This window comes from Pseudoxanthomonas sp. G3, from assembly GCF_057654715.1.
Window position 1 is genome coordinate 3,600,415 of record NZ_CM172805.1, and the last position, 16,024, is coordinate 3,616,438.

Sequence of the window (16,024 nt, forward strand, 5' to 3'; positions counted from 1 at the left end):
CGGCCCACGGCTGTAGTCCGGCGCGGCCGTCGTGCTCCGGGGACGTCCCGCCAGACGGTCCCTGCAGGCGGCAGCGAGTATTCCCCGTGCGCCTCCGGCTACGGAAACCCCGGCACACCGGCCTCCGCGCCCATCGACGCGCATCGTTCCGGCGATGCGCTTGGCCCGCACCACAGGGGGTTCGGCAGCCTCGTCAGGGACACGCGTTCGCTGCACCGCAGCGATCCGGGCGCAGGCTCAAGCCGCCGGCGTGTCGTGGTGGAAGTGCCGCCTGAAGGGGACCCCGTCGGCCTTCGGCGCGTCCAGCTCCTGCGCATAGCGATGGCCGGCGTACACCGCGTGCGCGATCAAGCCAGGTGCCAGCGCGTCGCCAATGCAGGACACGGTGCGGATCCCCGCTGCCTCCCACTCGGCTTCTCGCTGCTGCAGCGCCTGGTACAGCGCATCGTCCGGCAGGCGCGCGGTCACCAGCACCACCGCATCGCACGCGAGCGAGGCGGCGGCACCGTTCCACACGTGCTCCAGCGCCAGCGCGGTGTCGGCGTAACCCGTGACCATGTGCGAGACGCATTGCGCCACGCCGAGCTCGGCCATCCGCCACTGGATGTGGCGATAGTCCAGCGTGTTCGCGCTCCACGAGGCGACGGTGTCGTCCGGCGTGAGGTACGTGACCTCGCAGCCACGCAGGCGCAGCGCCTCGGCGATGACGCTGGCGGTGTAGAAGTAGTCGTCGTCGTAGACCACCACGCGACCTTCGGGCCAGCGCCCATCCATCAGGTCATCCGGCGTGAAGACGCGCGGATTGTCGATGAAGTCCGCGACACCCAGACCGTGCGTGCGGCCGAACCCGTCCCTCCGCCAATGGCAACCGGTGGCGATGACGACGTGGTCGGCACCGAAGTCGAGCACGTCCTGCGCGGTGAGCGCGGAGTCGAGGTAGGTGCTGACGTTCGCCAGCTTGCCGATCTGTCCGAGCCGCCAGTCGCGCACGCGCGCCCATTCGGCCAGGCCGGGCAGGCGTGCCTCGCGGGTGACGCGGCCGCCCAGTTCGCGCCGCGCTTCGGCGAGATGCACTTCGTACCCGCGCTGGCCCAGCGCGCGCGCCGCTTCCAAGCCGGCCGGACCGCCGCCGACCACGAGCACGCGCGCTTCGCTCGCCTTCGCCGCGATGCGCTCCGGATGCCAGCCCTTGCGCCATTCCTCGCCCATGCTGGGGTTCTGCGTGCAGCGGATCGGCGAGATCGTCATGTCGCCGGACACGCAGATGTTGCAACCGATGCATTCACGGATGTCGTCGACACGCCCTTCCTCGATCTTGCGCGGCAGGTAGGGGTCAGCGATGGACGGACGCGCGGCGCCGATCAGGTCGATCACGCCGCGACGGATCTGCGACACCATCGTGTCGGGCGAGGTGAATCGGCCCACGCCGACCACCGGCTTCGTGGTCGCCTTGCGGACGAAATCGATGAAGGGTTCCTGCGCGCCTTCGCGGGCGAAGCGCGACGGCACCGAATCGTTGTACCAGGCCGCGAGATTGACGTCCCACAGGTCCGGCAGCTCAGCCAGCAGGCCGACGATGTCCTGCGCCTCGGCCAGCTCGACGCCGCCCGGGCCCAGCAGTTCTTCGGTGGCGAAGCGCAGGGCGACGGCGCAGCGATGGCCGACCGCTTCGCGCGTGTCCTGCAGCACCTCGCGCAACAGGCGCACGCGGTTCTCCAGGCTGCCGCCGTAGGCGTCGCTGCGCTGGTTGCGGCGGCGCTGCAGGAAGTGCATCGGCAACGACAGGTCGTGCGCAGCGTAGACATAGACGATGTCCATGCCGGCCTTCATGCCGCGCACGGCCGCGTCGCGGTGCCACCGCCGGTACGCGGCGATGTCGCGCAGGTCCATCGCGCGCGCCTGCGCCGGATAGCCGTATTTCGATGGCTGGTGCGACGGCGCCAGCAGTACCTCGCGCGAGTACAGGTTCGAGGCGGTCGGTCCGTTGTGCGACAGCTCCACGGCCGCCAGCGCGCCGTGCGCATGCACCTTGTCGCACATCAGCGCCAGCGCCGGGATGTCGCGGTCGTCCCACAAGCGCGCCTCGACATAGGGCGTCAGGTCGCTACTGGGGTGGATCTCGCACTCTTCGGTCGACACCACGCCCCACCCGCCCTCGGCCTTCACCTCGCGCATGGCCGCGTGCGCCAGCGGCATCGCGTGGCCCATGCCATTGCAGTGCGGCACCTGGAAGAAACGGTTCTTCGTGGTCACCGGCCCGATGCGCACCGGCTCGAACAGGATGTCGTAGCGGGGATCACGCATCCTGCACAACCCTGGCTTGGCGGCGACGAAGCAGGAAATACAACGGCAGGCCTGCGACCATCAGCGCCAGCGCCAGCCAGAAGGGCTTGGCGCCCATGCCGACGAAGGCGAAGACCGTGTAGCTGGTGCCCAGCACGGCCGCGACCAGCAAGTCGCGCCCTGCGTCGCGCTGCCCGCGCCACCAGAGCACGCCGAGGGCGAGCGAGCAGCCGAGGTACAGCGGCAGATTGGCCGCCGTCACCACGGTGCTGAGGAAGGTGAAACCCGCGACGGCGGATTCGCTGTAGTTCATCAACACCATCGCACTGGCCAGCAGGGCCGTCAGCACCAGGGCGCCGGTGGGCGCGCCGAAGCGGTTGGTCCGCGCGAACATCGCCGGCATCGAGCCGTTGTCGGCCATGGTGCGCATCATCTCGCCGCTGAGCAGGGTCCAGCCGTTCAGCGCCCCCAGGCCGCTGATGACGACGAACAAGGCGATCCACCGCCCGGTGCCCTCGCCCGCGAAACGCTCCATCACCAGCGCGAAGGGCGCACTGGACTCGGCCAGTTCCGCGTGCGGCAGCAACAGCAACGGCACCGCCGACACCACCAGGTAAATGGCGGCCGTGATGAAGGTTCCGATCACCGTCGCACGCGGAATGGTACGGCCGGGATCGGCGACCTTCGCGGCGGGGATCGTCGCCGATTCGATGCCGAGCATCGCGAACAACGCCAGTGTCGAGGCCGCCATCGCATCGCCCAGACTGACTGGCCTGGCAGGCGGATGCGTGGCGAACGAGGCAGGCGAGTCGATCAGCATCCAGGCGCCCAGTCCGGCTACCGCCAGCATCGGCAACAGCTTCATCACCGTAGTCACGACTTGTACACGGCCGCCGCTGCGTACGCCGAACAGGTTGACGCCGACGAACAGCCACAAGGTGCCCAGGCTCAGCACGGCCGCCGGCACGCGCGCCAGCGCGGGAAAGATCGCGGCGGCGTAGCCGACGACGCCCGTGGCGAGCGCGGCGAGGGTGATCCAGTTCGACACCCAGTACGACCACAGCACCGCGTAGGCCGGCAGGCCGCCCAGCGTCTCCCGTACATAGCCATACGGTCCGTCCGCCTGCGGCAGCAGGCGCGCCAGCCGGGCGAGCACCCGGGCCAGTGCGAGGCAGCCCAGTACCGTGATGCCCCAGCCCAGCAGCGCGTTGTAGCCGAACGGCGCCAGCGAGGCGGGCAGCACGAAGATCCCCATGCCGATGGTGTTGCCCACCACGAGCGCGGTGCAGGTCCAGAAACCGATCTTGCGGGCCTCGCGCGGCATGCGCCGTCAGTCCCGCGGCACCGGCACGCCCGCCTTGACCACGCCGCGCACCTGCTGCAGACAGGCGATGTCGGCCAGCGGATCGCAGGCCAGGGCGACGAGATCGGCGAGCTTGGCCGGCGAGATGGAGCCCAGTTCCTTTTCCTTGCGCAACAGGCGTGCCGATTCCAGCGTCGCGGCCCGGACGGCCTGCAACGGCGTCATGCCGTAGCGGACCATGTAGGCGAACTGCCGCGCATTGTCGCCATGCGGATACACGCCGCTGTCCGTGCCGTAGGCGATGTTGATGCCCGCGGCGACGGCCTTGCGGAAGCCCTCGCGCTGCGCCTCGGTGGTGTCCAGGTTCTTGCGCAGGATCTCGGCGGACCAACCGTCGCGCCGGCCCACCGTATCGATGTAGTCGCCGTTGTAGATGTCGGCAACCAGCCAGGTGCCGTGCTCCTTCATCAACGCGATGGCTTCGTCGTCCATCAGCGAACCGTGCTCGATCGAGCGCACGCCCGCGCGCACCGCCCGCTTGATGCCTTCCGCGCCGTGCGCGTGGGCGGCGACGAAACTGCCGCGACGTTCGGCTTCTTCCACGGCGGCACGGATGTCGGCTTCCGTGTACTCGGATTGCCCCGGCTCGGTGCCGTCGGCGAGGACGGCGCCCGTGGCGATCAGCTTGATGAAGTCCGCGCCGGCATCGAGGATCTCGTTGACCCGACGACGCACCTCCGCTTCGTTGTCCGCGACGCCACGGCGGAAGATCGCCGGCAACTCCGTCCCCGCGGGCAATCCGGTGATCTCGCCGCCGCCCCCGGTGACCGTGACGTAGGTGCCGGCAACGAACATACGCGGCCCGGGCACGAGGCCGGTGTTGATCGCATCGCGCAACTGCACGTCGGCGAAGCCGCGATAGACGCCCACGTCACGCACGGTGGTGAAGCCAGCCTGCAGGGTCGCCCGCGCATTGCGCGCACCGATGAAGGCATCGCGCGCGGCATTGCTTCTCAGCGGCGTTGCGGGATCGCCGTACGGCCCCTCATCGGCCAAGTGGGTGTGCATGTCCATCAGGCCAGGTACCACCGTGAGCGCGGACCAGTCGAGAACGCGGACGTTTCGATCGACGCGCTGCTGGGAAGGCGCGATCGACACGATGCGGCCGTCCCGGATCAGGATGTCGCGATCAGCGAGGGTCTGCCCCGTTTCGACATCGAGCACGCGACCCGCCTGGATCATCAGATCCTGCGCGCTGGCGGGCGAAGCGATGGCGGCCAGCAGGAACGCCGCCTGCCACCGGTTACGCATCGCCATAGGCCGCCCTCAGCAGGGTGTGGAAGTGCCAGACGCCGCTTTCGCGCTTCGGGCATAGCCGGCCGGCGTCGTAGAAGCCGGACGCCAGGCCCTGCTGCACCGCTTCGCAGATGCGGATGTCCTCGTCCTGGACTTCGTCGCTGAAGGCCTGGTCGTTGGCGATGCGCGCCAGTGCGGCATCGTCCTGTGCGTAGTAGTAGTCGAACTCCACGCGGCACCGATCCGGCCCCAGCGGCAGGATCCGATTGGTCTGCAACCGCCCGGGCATGATGTTGAGCATCACGTTCGGGTAGACGAAGTAATAGAACGCGTCGCCGTCGCCGTAGATATCGCCGCTGTTGCGCAAGGGCGAATGCTGCAACGAATACCAGGGGAAAAGTTCCGTTTCGTACGCGCGGTAATCGAGCATCTTCGACAATCCCGGGTGCACGTGCGGCAGGTGGTAGCCCTCGAGGAAGTTGTCCACGTAGACCTTCCAGTTGCACGCGATGTCGTAGCTGTCACGGCGGTGGAAGCGCATCGAGGCCAGGTCGATCGGCGCGATGCGCTCGGCGATGCCGCCGTAGACGGCGTCGAACGGCGGCGCGTCCTCGTGCAGGGCGACGAACACCAGGCCCTGCCAGGCGTGGACCCGCAACGGCGGCAGGCGGATGTCGTTGACGTCGAAATCGGCGGCGCCCTGCATCTCCGGCGCGCTGCGCAGTTGCCCCTCCAGCGTGTAGGTCCAGCCGTGGTACTTGCAGTGCAGCGCGCGGGCGCCCTTGCCGTTGCACAGCGCGAGCGGACCCGCGCGATGGCGGCAGACGTTGGGGAAGGCGCGCAGCACGCCGTCCTGGCCGCGCACCACCAGCACCGGCACGCCGCCGATCCGTTCCACCACGTGGTCGCCCGGCTCGGCCAACTGGCCTTGGTGCGCCACTAGTTGCCAGCTGCACTGGAAGACCGCGCCATGCTCCATCGCGAGCATGGCCTCGCCGGCGTAGTAGCGCGCGGGCAGCGCGCGGGCGCGCTCCAGGGGAAGAGAGCTGGCTGGGCTTGGCATGGCGTTCCCGTCGATGGTGGTGCGCCGCCGCACTGCCGGCCGACGACGCCGCCCAAGCCTACGCGGAGGCGGGGGGTGCGGCACAGCCCCCCGCACCCGAACGCAGCGCGCGCCCGCACTGACCTGGTGCGCGCCCCAATGACGAAAGTTGGATTACTTCCCTCCGATTCGCTTTTCATGTCGCCGGCGTATTCCTGCCCTATCCAATGGCCCCGGTTCGCCTATAGATTGATGACAAGGGGCCAACACCTGTGGGGGATCGGATTGAAGCGATCGATGGACGACCGTGGACGCACCACCGACCTGTCGCACAGGGACGGTGCATGACCGCCTCCGCGTCGCCCGCCGGCTCCCTCGACACCGCGCTGGACCACGCCCGCCACCTGTTGGCCAGCGACCCGGCCATGGCCGCCCAGCAGGCCACCGAGATCATCCGCGTGGTCGGCCGTCACCCGATGGCGTTGCTGATCCTGGCGGCGTCGCACCGCGTCCGCGGCCAGGCGGCGCACGCACTCGACGTGCTGGAGCCGCTGGTGCGCGAACACCCACAATGGCCGCTGGCCCACCTCGAACAGGGCCTGGCGCTCGGCCGGGCCGGGCGTGGCGATGCCGCGGTGCCTGCGCTGCGGCGCGCCCTGGCCCTGAAACCGGACCTGCCCCAGGCCTGGCGCGAGCTGGGCGACCATCTCGCCGCGATGGGCGCTGCCGACGGCGCCGCCGCGGCCTACCTGCAGCACACGCGCTATTCCACCCGCGATCCGCAGCTGATGCAGGCCGCGGCCGCCCTCGCCGACAACCGCATCCCCGAGGCCGAGGCGCTGTTGCGCGACCGCCTGAAGCGCACGCCGACCGACGTCGCCGCGATCCGCATGCTGGCCGAGGTCGCCGCGCGCGTAGGCCGCATCGACGATGCCGATGCCCTGCTCGCGCGCTGCCTGGAACTCGCACCGGACTTCCACGCGGCCCGGCAGAACCACGCGCTGGTCTTGCATCGGGCCAATCGGCCGCGGGAGGCGCTGCAAACCATCGATGCGCTGCTCGCGCACGACCCCGACAACCCCGCGCACCTCAATCTGAAGGCCGTGGTCCTGTGCCGCATCGGCGATTACGAACCTGCACTGACGTTGTACGAACGCGTGCTGGCGTCGTATCCGAACCAGGCGAAGATCTGGATGAGCTACGGCCACGCGCTGAAGACCGCCGGCCACGCGGCGCGCGCGATCGACGCCTACCGTCGCGCGCTTGCGCTCCAGCCCGGTTTCGGCGAAGTGTGGTGGAGCCTGGCCAATCTGAAGACGTTCCGCTTCAGTAACGAAGATGTCGCGACCATGCGCGCGCAGCGCGCACGCGATGACCTGGCCGACGACCATCGCCTGCACCTGGACTTCGCGCTGGGCAAGGCACTGGAAGACGCCGCCGAGTACGCCGCCTCGTTCGCGCATTATCGCGACGGCAACGTCTTGCGCCGCACGCAGCTTGCCTACAGCGCCGACGACACGCATGCGCGCGTCGAGCGGCTGAAGGCCACGCATAGCGCTGCGTTCTTCGCCGCGCGCGCCGGCCGGGGCTGCGACGCGCCGGACCCGATCTTCATCGTCGGCATGCCGCGCGCCGGCTCCACGTTGCTGGAACAGATCCTGGCCAGTCACTCGGCGGTGGAAGGCACGATGGAACTGCCGGAGATCACCTCGATCACCCGCGAGCTGCGTGCGCAGGCCCGCAGCGACGGCGCCGAGACCTACCACGACCTGCTGGCGATGCTGGACAGCGACGCCCTGCGCGCGCTTGGCGAGCGTTACCTCGAGACGACCCGCATCCACCGCAAGTCCGGCCGGCCGTTCTTCATCGACAAGATGCCGAACAACTTCGCCCACACCGGCCTGATCCACCTGATGCTGCCCAACGCGAAGATCATCGACGCGCGCCGGCATCCGCTGGCCTGTTGCTTCTCTGGCTACAAGCAGCATTTCGCGCGCGGCCAGGGCTTCAGTTATGGCCTGGAGGACATCGGGCGCTATTACCGCGACTACGTGGCGCTGATGGCGCACTACGACGCCGTGCTGCCCGGGCGCGTGCACCGGGTGATCTACGAGCAGTTGGTGGACGACACCGAGGTCGAGGTGCGTCGCCTGCTGGACTACTGCGGGCTGCCGTTCGAAGACGGCTGCCTGCGCTTCTTCGAGAACGCGCGGCCCGTCCGGACCGCCAGTTCCGAACAGGTCCGCCAACCCATCTACCGCGAAGGCGTGGATCACTGGCGGCATTACGAACCGTGGCTGGAGCCGCTGAAGAACGCCTTGGGGCCTGTGTTGGGCGCCTATCCGGCGGTTCCGGACTTCACGGAGGGCAGTTCCATCCCCGATTGACCATCATCACTGGAGAGAGGTGAGCTGGATGAGTAACCGCAACAGAAGAAAACCGGGGCGGCGCAATCCGTCGACCCTGGCGAGGTTCCCGTTGACCGCCGCGATCTACCTCGCGTTCGGTGCCACCGCGATGGCGCAGGACGCGCCCGCCACGCCGCCCACCGAGGGCGAGCGCGCGGCGGCCACGCTGGACACCGTCACGGTGACCGCGCAGAAGCGCGTGGAGAACCTGCAGGAAGTGCCGATCAGCATCCAGGTACTGGGCACGGAACAGTTGAAGAACCTCAACGTCACCGATTTCGATGACTACGTGAAGTACCTGCCCAGCGTGTCGTACCAGTCGGCGGGCCCGGGCTTCGCGCAGATCTACATGCGCGGCGTCGCCAGCGGCGGCGATGGCAACCACTCCGGTTCGCTGCCTAGCGTGGGTATGTACCTGGACGAACAGCCGGTCACCACCATCCAGGGCCCGCTGGACATCCACATCTACGACATCGACCGCGTCGAGTCGCTGGCCGGCCCGCAGGGCACGCTGTACGGCGCCAGTTCGCAGGCGGGCACGCTGCGCATCATCACCAACAAGCCCGACCCCACCGGCTTCGCCGCCGGCTACGGGCTGGAACTCAACAGCGTCAGCCATGGCGGCATCGGCCACGTCGCCGAAGGCTTCCTCAACCTGCCGATGAGCGACCGCGCCGCGATCCGCCTGGTCGCGTGGAACAAGCACGACGCCGGCTACATCGACAACGTGTACGGCACGCGCACCTTCCCCTCGTGGGACGCCGACTCCGGCGGCAACGGCACCATCGATAACGCCGACCGCGCGAAGAAGGACTACAACGAGGTCGACACCACAGGCGCGCGCCTGGCGCTGAAGGTGGACCTCAACGACACTTGGTCGATCACCCCGACCGTCATGGGCCAGCAGCAGAAGTCCAAGGGCGGCTTCGCCGTCGATCCACAGGTGGGCGAACTGGCGCTGACCCACTTCTATCCGGAAACTTCGGACGATCGCTGGTGGCAGGCCGCGCTGACGGTGGAAGGCAAGATAGGCAACTTCGACCTGACCTACGCGTTCGCCCGACTGGACCGCGACGTCGACGTGGAGCAGGACTACAACGACTACGCGTTCTGGTACGACACGCTGGCGGCCTATGGCGCGTACACCTGTTCGGACTTCGATCCGGATACGTTCACCTGTGCGCCGGGCTCGCTGGTCAACCCGTCGCAGTACATCCAAGGCGTGGACGGCTACAAGAAGACCAGCCACGAACTGCGCATCGCGTCGCCGACCGAGAACCGCTTCCGCTTCGTCGCCGGCGTGTTCATGCAGGACCAGGAACACGACATCCAGCAGCGCTACAAGATCGATGGACTGTCGGCGGTGCAGTCGGTCACGGGCTGGCCGGACACGATCTGGCTGACCAAGCAGCTGCGCCAGGACAAGGACAAGGCGGTGTTCGGCGAGCTCAGCTTCGACATCACCGAGGACCTCACCGCGACCGCCGGCGCGCGCTGGTTCGAGGTCGACAACAGCCTGAAGGGCTTCTTCGGTTTCGCCGACTGGGGCTGGGTGTCCAGCTACGGCGAGGCGGCTTGCCCGGACGGTGCGCCCACCTTCAACGGCGCGCCCTGCAGCTTCTTCGACAAGCGGGTGAAGGAGAACGGCCATATCGGCCGCTTCAACCTGACCTGGCGGATCGACGACACCAAGATGATCTACGGCACCTGGTCGGAGGGCTTCCGTCCCGGCGGCATCAACCGCCGCGGCACGCTACCGCCTTACCTGTCGGATTACCTGACCAACTACGAGTTCGGCTGGAAGACGACGTGGCTGGACAACCGGCTGTCGTTCAACGGGTCGGTGTTCCGCCAGGACTGGGAGGACTTCCAGTTCTCCATCCTCGGCGCGAACGGACTGACCGAGATCAAGAACGCCAACCAAGCGCGCATCAACGGCGCCGAAGTCTCGCTGGCGTTCGCGGCCACCTACAACCTTCAGCTGACGGCCGGCGCCGCGTTCTACGACGCGGAACTGACCGAGAACTACTGCGGCTTCACCGACGACGACGGCAACCCGGTCACCGAATGCGCCGATCCTGAAGCGCCGGAAGGCACGCAGCTGCCGGTCACGCCGAAGGTCAAGGGCAACCTGACCGCGCGCTACACGTTCGACGTGGCGGGCGGCGAGGCGTTCCTGCAGGGCGCGGTGGTGCATGTGGGCGATCGCAAGTCCGACCTGCGCCTGGCCGAGCGCGACATCCTCGGCGATCTGGATGCGTACACCACCGTGGACGTGTCGGCCGGCTTCCGCCGCAACGACTGGAAGGTGGACGTGTACGTCAACAACCTGTTCGACGAACGCGGCGAGCTGAACCGCTTCACCCAGTGCGCGGAATCCGTCTGCGGCGCCGCCGGCGTAGTGCCCGAGTACCCGAACGGGCAGGTCTACACGGTCGTGTCGCAGCCGCGCACGATAGGCATCCGTTTCTCGCAGGAGTTCTGACGCCTCGCGTTTCGGCAACGAAAAGCCCTGGCTCGAGCCGGGGCTTTTTTCTGCGACGAAGCAAACGCGCCGTCAGGCCTTGCGCTCGCCCGCCTCGCGATCGTTCTCGCGCATCTCGTACCACATGCCGTTGAGGATGGCGAAGCTCGCCGCCAGGCCAGCGCCCAGGATCCAGCTGAAGTACCACATGCGAAGGCCTCCTCAGTACGCGTTCGGGTTGCGTCCCATGCCGGCCTGGTCGACCTTGCCGCGCAGCACGCGGAAGACCCAGGCGGTGTACAGCAGGACGATGGGCAGGAAGAACGCCGTGGCCAGCAGCATGATGAACAGCGTCATGTGGCTGGACGAGGCGTCCCAGAGGGTCAGGCTGGAGCCCGCCTGGGTGGACGACGGCAGCAGGAACGGGAAGGTGGCCAGTCCCTCGGTCAGGATGATGCCGGCGATGCTGACCGAGGACGCCAGGAACGCCAGGCCCGCGCGCCCGGCACGCAGCCACATCGCGCTCAGCAGCGCGCCCGCCACGCCCAGCGCCGGCAGCGCCCAGGTGATCGGCCAGCGTGCGTAGTTGTCCATCCACGCACCGGCCTGGGCCACGGCGACCTTGGCCAAGGGGTTGGACAGCCCGGCGGGATCCATCGCCACCTGCAGCGCGTAACCGTCGATGCGCGCGACCCAGAAGCCACCGATCACGAACAGCACCGCCGTGGCCAGCGCCGCGATACTGCCGTAGCGGCGCGCGCGCTCGGCGATGGCGCCGGAGGTCTTCATCGCCAGCATGCCGGCGCCGTGCATGACCAACATCGCCACGCTGACCAGGCCGCACAGCAGCGCGAAGGGCGTGAGCAGGCCGAACAGCCCGCCTTCGTAGAAGATCCGCAAGGTCTCGTCGAAATGGAACGGCACGCCGAGCAGCACGTTGCCCATCGCCACGCCGAACACCAGCGCCGGCACCAGCCCGCTGACGAACAACGCCCAGTCCCAGGCGGCGCGCCAGCGCGGGTCGGGCACCTTGCTGCGGAACTTGAAGCCCACCGGCCGCAGGATCAGCGCGAACAGGATCAGGAACATCGCGATGTAGAACCCGGAGAAGCTGACGGCATACAGCGGCGGGAACGCCGCGAAGATCGCGCCGCCGCCGAGGATCAGCCACACCTGGTTGCCTTCCCACACCGGGCCGATGACGTTCAGCACGATGCGGCGCTCTTCGTCGGTGCGCGCCACCGCGGGCAACAGCGTCGCCACGCCCAGGTCGAAGCCGTCCATGATCGCGAAGCCGATCAGCAGGATGCCCAGCAGCAGCCACCAGATCAGGCGCAGCGTGGCGTAATCGAGGGGAATCGTGTCCATGCGTGGTCTCCCGTCAGCCCGCCGGGGCCGGCTGTGGCGCGCCGAGCGTGTCGGGCGCGGGTTCGGCCAGGTGGTCGGGCCCTTTCAGGATCAGCTTGCGCATCAGCCAGAACTCGATCACCGCCAGCACCGTGTAGACCAGCACGAAGCCGCTGAGGGTGATGATGATCTGGTGCAGCTTCAACCCGGAGGCGGCCAGGAAGGTCGGCAGCACACCATCGATGATCCAGGGCTGGCGCCCGTACTCGGCGATCAGCCAGCCGGCCTCGATCGCCAGCCATGGCAGGGGCAGGCTCCAGAACGCGACTTTCAGGAGCCATCGGTAGCGGTCCAGCCGCTGCCGGCTGGCGAGATAGAACGCGACGGCGAAGAAGGCGATGAAGTAAAAGCCCAGCCCCGCCATCAGGCGGAAGCTCCAGAACAGCGGCGCCACGTGCGGGATGGTGTCGTGCGCGGCCTTCGCGATTTCCTCCTCGGTCGCGTTGCCGATGTCTTCGCGGTAACGCTTGAGCAGCAGCGCGTGCCCGATATCGCGCCAGTGCGCTTCGAAGATGTAGCGTGCGGTGCCGTCGTTGCGGTTCGCGCGCAATTTCTGCAGCGCCTCGTACCCCATCAGGCCGTTGCGGATGCGGCCCTCGGCACGCTCCACCAGGTCCAGGATGCCCGGCATCTCGGTGTTGAACGAACGCGTGCCGATCAGGCCCATTACGTAGGGGATGTGCAGCGCGTAATGGTTGGTCTGGTGCTTCTGGTCGGGGATGGCGAAGGCGTTGAAGCCGGCCGGGGCGGGTTCGGTCTCCCACATCGCTTCGATAGCGGCCAGCTTCATCTTCTGGTGCTCGCTGGTGGCGTAGCCGCTCTCGTCGCCCAGCACCACGACCGACAGCGCCGAGGCCAGGCCGAAGCTGGCGGCCACCGCCATCGAGCGCTTGGCGAAATCGGCGTTGCGCCCGCGCAGCAGGTAGAACGCGCTGATCGCCATGACGAACATCGCGCCGGTGACATAGCCGGCCGAGACCGTATGCACGAATTTCGCCTGCGCCACCGGATTGAAGATCACCGCCATGAAGTCGGTGATCTCCATGCGCATGGTCTCGGGATTGAAGACCGCACCGACCGGGTTCTGCATCCAGCCGTTGGCGACCAGGATCCACAGCGCCGAGAAGTTAGAACCCAATGCGACTAGCCAGGTCACCACCAGGTGTTGCACCTTGCTCAGCCTGTCCCAGCCGAAGAAGAACAGGCCGATGAAGGTCGCTTCCAGGAAGAACGCCATCAGGCCCTCGATGGCCAGCGGCGCGCCGAAGATGTCGCCGACGTAGTGGCTGTAGTAGGACCAGTTCATGCCGAACTGGAACTCCATCACGATGCCGGTGGCCACGCCCATGGCGAAGTTGACGCCGAACAGCGTGCCCCAGAACAGGGTCATTCGCCGCCAGAGGTCGCGCCCCGTCATGACGTAGACGCTTTCCATGATGGCGATCATGAAGGACAGCCCCAGGGTCAGGGGCACGAAGAGGAAGTGGTACATCGCCGTCAGCGCGAATTGCAGACGGGACAGTTCGACGACGGTCATGTCCGGCATGGAACGCGGCTCCCGGTGGTCTGGCGGGGATTCTAGTCCTGCCCGTGCCATGGACGGGGGCGACCAACGGTCGCACCCCCGCCGCACCGACACGCGGCGTCCGGTGCGTGCCGCGCCACCGGCCCGGGGAGGGGTTGATCCTGATCAATGCGGCCCGCCCGACCGGGCCGGAGAATCCTCCGCACCAGCACAGGAGAGGCCGCATGCAAGGCGTCCGGGGGACTTACAACGACAAGGTGGTGCGCCAGTTCGCGGTCATGACCGTGGTCTGGGGCATCGTGGGGATGGCCGTGGGCGCACTGATCGCCGCCCAGCTGTACTGGCCGGCCCTGAACTTCGACCTGCCATGGCTCGGTTACGGCCGCCTGCGTCCCCTGCACACCAACGCGGTGATCTTCGCGTTCGGCGGCTGCGCGCTGTTCGCCACCAGCCTGCACGTGGTGCAGCGGACCAGCCACGTGCGGCTGCTCTCGGACACGCTGGCGGCGTTCGTGTTCTGGGGCTGGCAGCTGGTGATCCTGCTGGCGGCGATCACCCTGCCGCTGGGCCTGACCCAGGGCAAGGAATACGCCGAGCTGATCTGGCCCATCGACGTACTGATCGCGGTGGTGTGGGTGGCCTACGCCGTGCTGTTCTTCGGCACCCTCGCCAAGCGCAAGGTGAAACACATATACGTGGCGAACTGGTTCTACGGCGCCTTCATCATCGCCGTGGCGCTGCTGCACATCATCAACAGCCTGGCCCTGCCCAGCGGCCTGCTGCACTCCTACCCGGTCTACAGCGGCGCGGTCGATGCGATGGTGCAGTGGTGGTACGGCCACAACGCGGTGGGCTTCTTCCTGACCGCCGGCTTCCTCGGGATCATGTACTACTTCGTGCCGAAGCAGGCCGGTCGCCCGATCTACTCCTACCGCCTGTCCATCGTGCACTTCTGGGCGCTGATCGCGGTCTACATGTGGGCGGGCCCGCATCACCTGCACTACACCGCGCTGCCGGACTGGGCGCAGAGCCTGGGCATGGTGTTCTCGTTGGTCCTGCTGGCACCCAGCTGGGGCGGCGCCATCAACGGCCTCATGACCCTGTCGGGCGTGTGGCATAAGCTGCGCACCGACCCGATCCTGAAGTTCCTGATCGTCTCGCTGTCGTTCTACATGATGTCGACCTTCGAAGGTCCCATGATGTCGATCAAGACGGTCAACTCCCTGAGCCATTACACCGACTGGACCATCGGCCACGTGCACGCCGGCGCGCTGGGCTGGGTGGCGATGATCTCGGTCGGCGCGATCTACGCGCTGCTGCCGAAGCTGTCGGGCCGCGAGCAGATGCATTCGGTGAAGGCCATCGACACGCACTTCTGGCTGCACACCATCGGCGTGGTGTTCTACATCGCCTCGATGTGGATCGCCGGCGTGATGCAGGGCCTGATGTGGCGCGCCACCAACGCCGACGGCACGTTGACCTACAGCTTCGTCGAAGCGCTCAACGCCACCTACCCCTACTACCTGTTCCGCCTGGCGGGCGGCCTGCTGGTGCTGGCCGGCATGTTCCTGATGGCTTGGAACATGGTGAAGACCCTGCAGGGCGCGAAGTGCACGTCGCCGCAACCGATCATGGCGCCCGACGCGTCGCAAGCCCGCGCCTGAGGAACGACGAGATGAGCAACGGAAATTCGCACGAGAAGATCGAGAAGAACGTCGGCCTGATGGCCGTGCTGATCGCGGTGGCGGTGTCCTTCGGCGGCCTGGCGGAGATCGTGCCGCTGATGTTCCAGGCCGAGGCGATCGAGCCGCTGGAAGGCGTGAAGCCCTATCCCGCGCTGGAACTGGCCGGGCGCGACGTGTACATCCGCGAGGGCTGCTACAACTGCCATTCGCAGATGGTGCGCACGCTGCGCTTCGAATCCGAACGCTACGGCCACTACTCGCTGGCCGGCGAGTCGGTGTACGACCGCCCGTTCCAGTGGGGCAGCAAGCGCACCGGGCCGGACCTGGCCCGCGTCGGCGGACGCTACTCCGACGACTGGCATCGCGTGCACCTGGTCAATCCGCGCGACGTGGTGCCCGAGTCGAACATGCCCGCCTTCCCCTGGCTGGAGAACGCCACGGTGGACGGGGCGGAAGTCACCCAGCACATGAAGACGCTGAAGACGCTGGGACATCCGTACTCGGAGGAAGAGATTTCCAACGCCGCCGCCGATGTCGACGGCAAGACCGAACTGGACGCCGTGGTCGCCTACCTGCAAGGGCTGGGCAAGGCCGCGCCGAGGGGGGGCTGA

The 16,024-nt window shown here is 67.7% G+C and carries 11 protein-coding genes; 4 read left to right on the forward strand and 7 right to left on the reverse strand.

The window, feature by feature from the left end:
* Positions 1-237: 237 nt before the first annotated feature.
* From AC23D6_RS17345 to AC23D6_RS17360, 4 genes are read right to left on the reverse strand one after another with little or no spacing between them, the layout of a single operon-like run.
* A complete protein-coding gene (locus AC23D6_RS17345; RefSeq protein ID WP_487750452.1) occupies positions 238-2,304 on the reverse strand; it encodes an oxidoreductase in 2,067 nt (688 codons plus the stop codon).
* Positions 2,297-3,607, reverse strand: a complete 1,311-nt coding sequence (locus AC23D6_RS17350) for an amino acid permease (protein ID WP_487750453.1) — start codon at positions 3,605-3,607, stop codon at positions 2,297-2,299. Before AC23D6_RS17350 ends, AC23D6_RS17345 begins: the two co-directional genes overlap by 8 nt.
* Before the next feature lie 6 nt (positions 3,608-3,613).
* The gene (locus tag AC23D6_RS17355) at positions 3,614-4,903 is read right to left on the reverse strand and encodes a Xaa-Pro dipeptidase (protein ID WP_487750454.1); all 1,290 of its coding nucleotides are present in this window, start codon (positions 4,901-4,903) and stop codon (positions 3,614-3,616) included.
* A complete protein-coding gene (locus AC23D6_RS17360; protein ID WP_487750455.1) occupies positions 4,890-5,945 on the reverse strand; it encodes an aromatic ring-hydroxylating oxygenase subunit alpha in 1,056 nt (351 codons plus the stop codon). Before AC23D6_RS17360 ends, AC23D6_RS17355 begins: the two co-directional genes overlap by 14 nt.
* 323 nt (positions 5,946-6,268) lie before the next feature.
* On the opposite strand from AC23D6_RS17360, the gene AC23D6_RS17365 reads away from it, so the two are divergent.
* The gene (locus tag AC23D6_RS17365; protein WP_487750456.1) at positions 6,269-8,311 is read left to right on the forward strand and encodes a tetratricopeptide repeat-containing sulfotransferase family protein; all 2,043 of its coding nucleotides are present in this window, start codon (positions 6,269-6,271) and stop codon (positions 8,309-8,311) included.
* Between the two features lie 28 nt (positions 8,312-8,339).
* Complete coding sequence (locus tag AC23D6_RS17370; protein WP_487750457.1) at positions 8,340-10,817, forward strand: TonB-dependent receptor; 2,478 nt, start codon at positions 8,340-8,342, stop codon at positions 10,815-10,817.
* 72 nt (positions 10,818-10,889) lie between these two features.
* Here AC23D6_RS17370 and cydX read toward each other — a convergent pair whose 3' ends face one another.
* Genes cydX through AC23D6_RS17385 form a run of 3 tightly spaced genes read right to left on the reverse strand, consistent with a single transcriptional unit; the run spans position 10,890 to position 13,749 of the window.
* A complete protein-coding gene (gene cydX, locus AC23D6_RS17375) occupies positions 10,890-11,006 on the reverse strand; it encodes a cytochrome bd-I oxidase subunit CydX (protein ID WP_487750458.1) in 117 nt (38 codons plus the stop codon).
* 12 nt (positions 11,007-11,018) lie between these two features.
* Positions 11,019-12,164, reverse strand: coding sequence for a cytochrome d ubiquinol oxidase subunit II (cydB, locus tag AC23D6_RS17380; protein ID WP_487750459.1), 1,146 nt, complete (start codon positions 12,162-12,164; stop codon positions 11,019-11,021).
* 13 nt (positions 12,165-12,177) lie between these two features.
* Complete coding sequence (locus AC23D6_RS17385; RefSeq protein ID WP_487750460.1) at positions 12,178-13,749, reverse strand: cytochrome ubiquinol oxidase subunit I; 1,572 nt, start codon at positions 13,747-13,749, stop codon at positions 12,178-12,180.
* A 203-nt stretch (positions 13,750-13,952) separates the two neighbouring features.
* Here AC23D6_RS17385 and ccoN point away from each other — a divergent pair, with 203 nt between their 5' ends.
* Positions 13,953-15,392 carry a cytochrome-c oxidase, cbb3-type subunit I gene (gene ccoN, locus AC23D6_RS17390; protein WP_487750461.1) on the forward strand — a complete coding sequence of 480 codons (1,440 nt, stop codon included), beginning with the start codon at positions 13,953-13,955 and terminating at the stop codon, positions 15,390-15,392.
* Positions 15,393-15,403: 11 nt separating this feature from the next.
* Complete coding sequence (ccoO, locus tag AC23D6_RS17395) at positions 15,404-16,024, forward strand: cytochrome-c oxidase, cbb3-type subunit II (RefSeq protein ID WP_487750462.1); 621 nt, start codon at positions 15,404-15,406, stop codon at positions 16,022-16,024.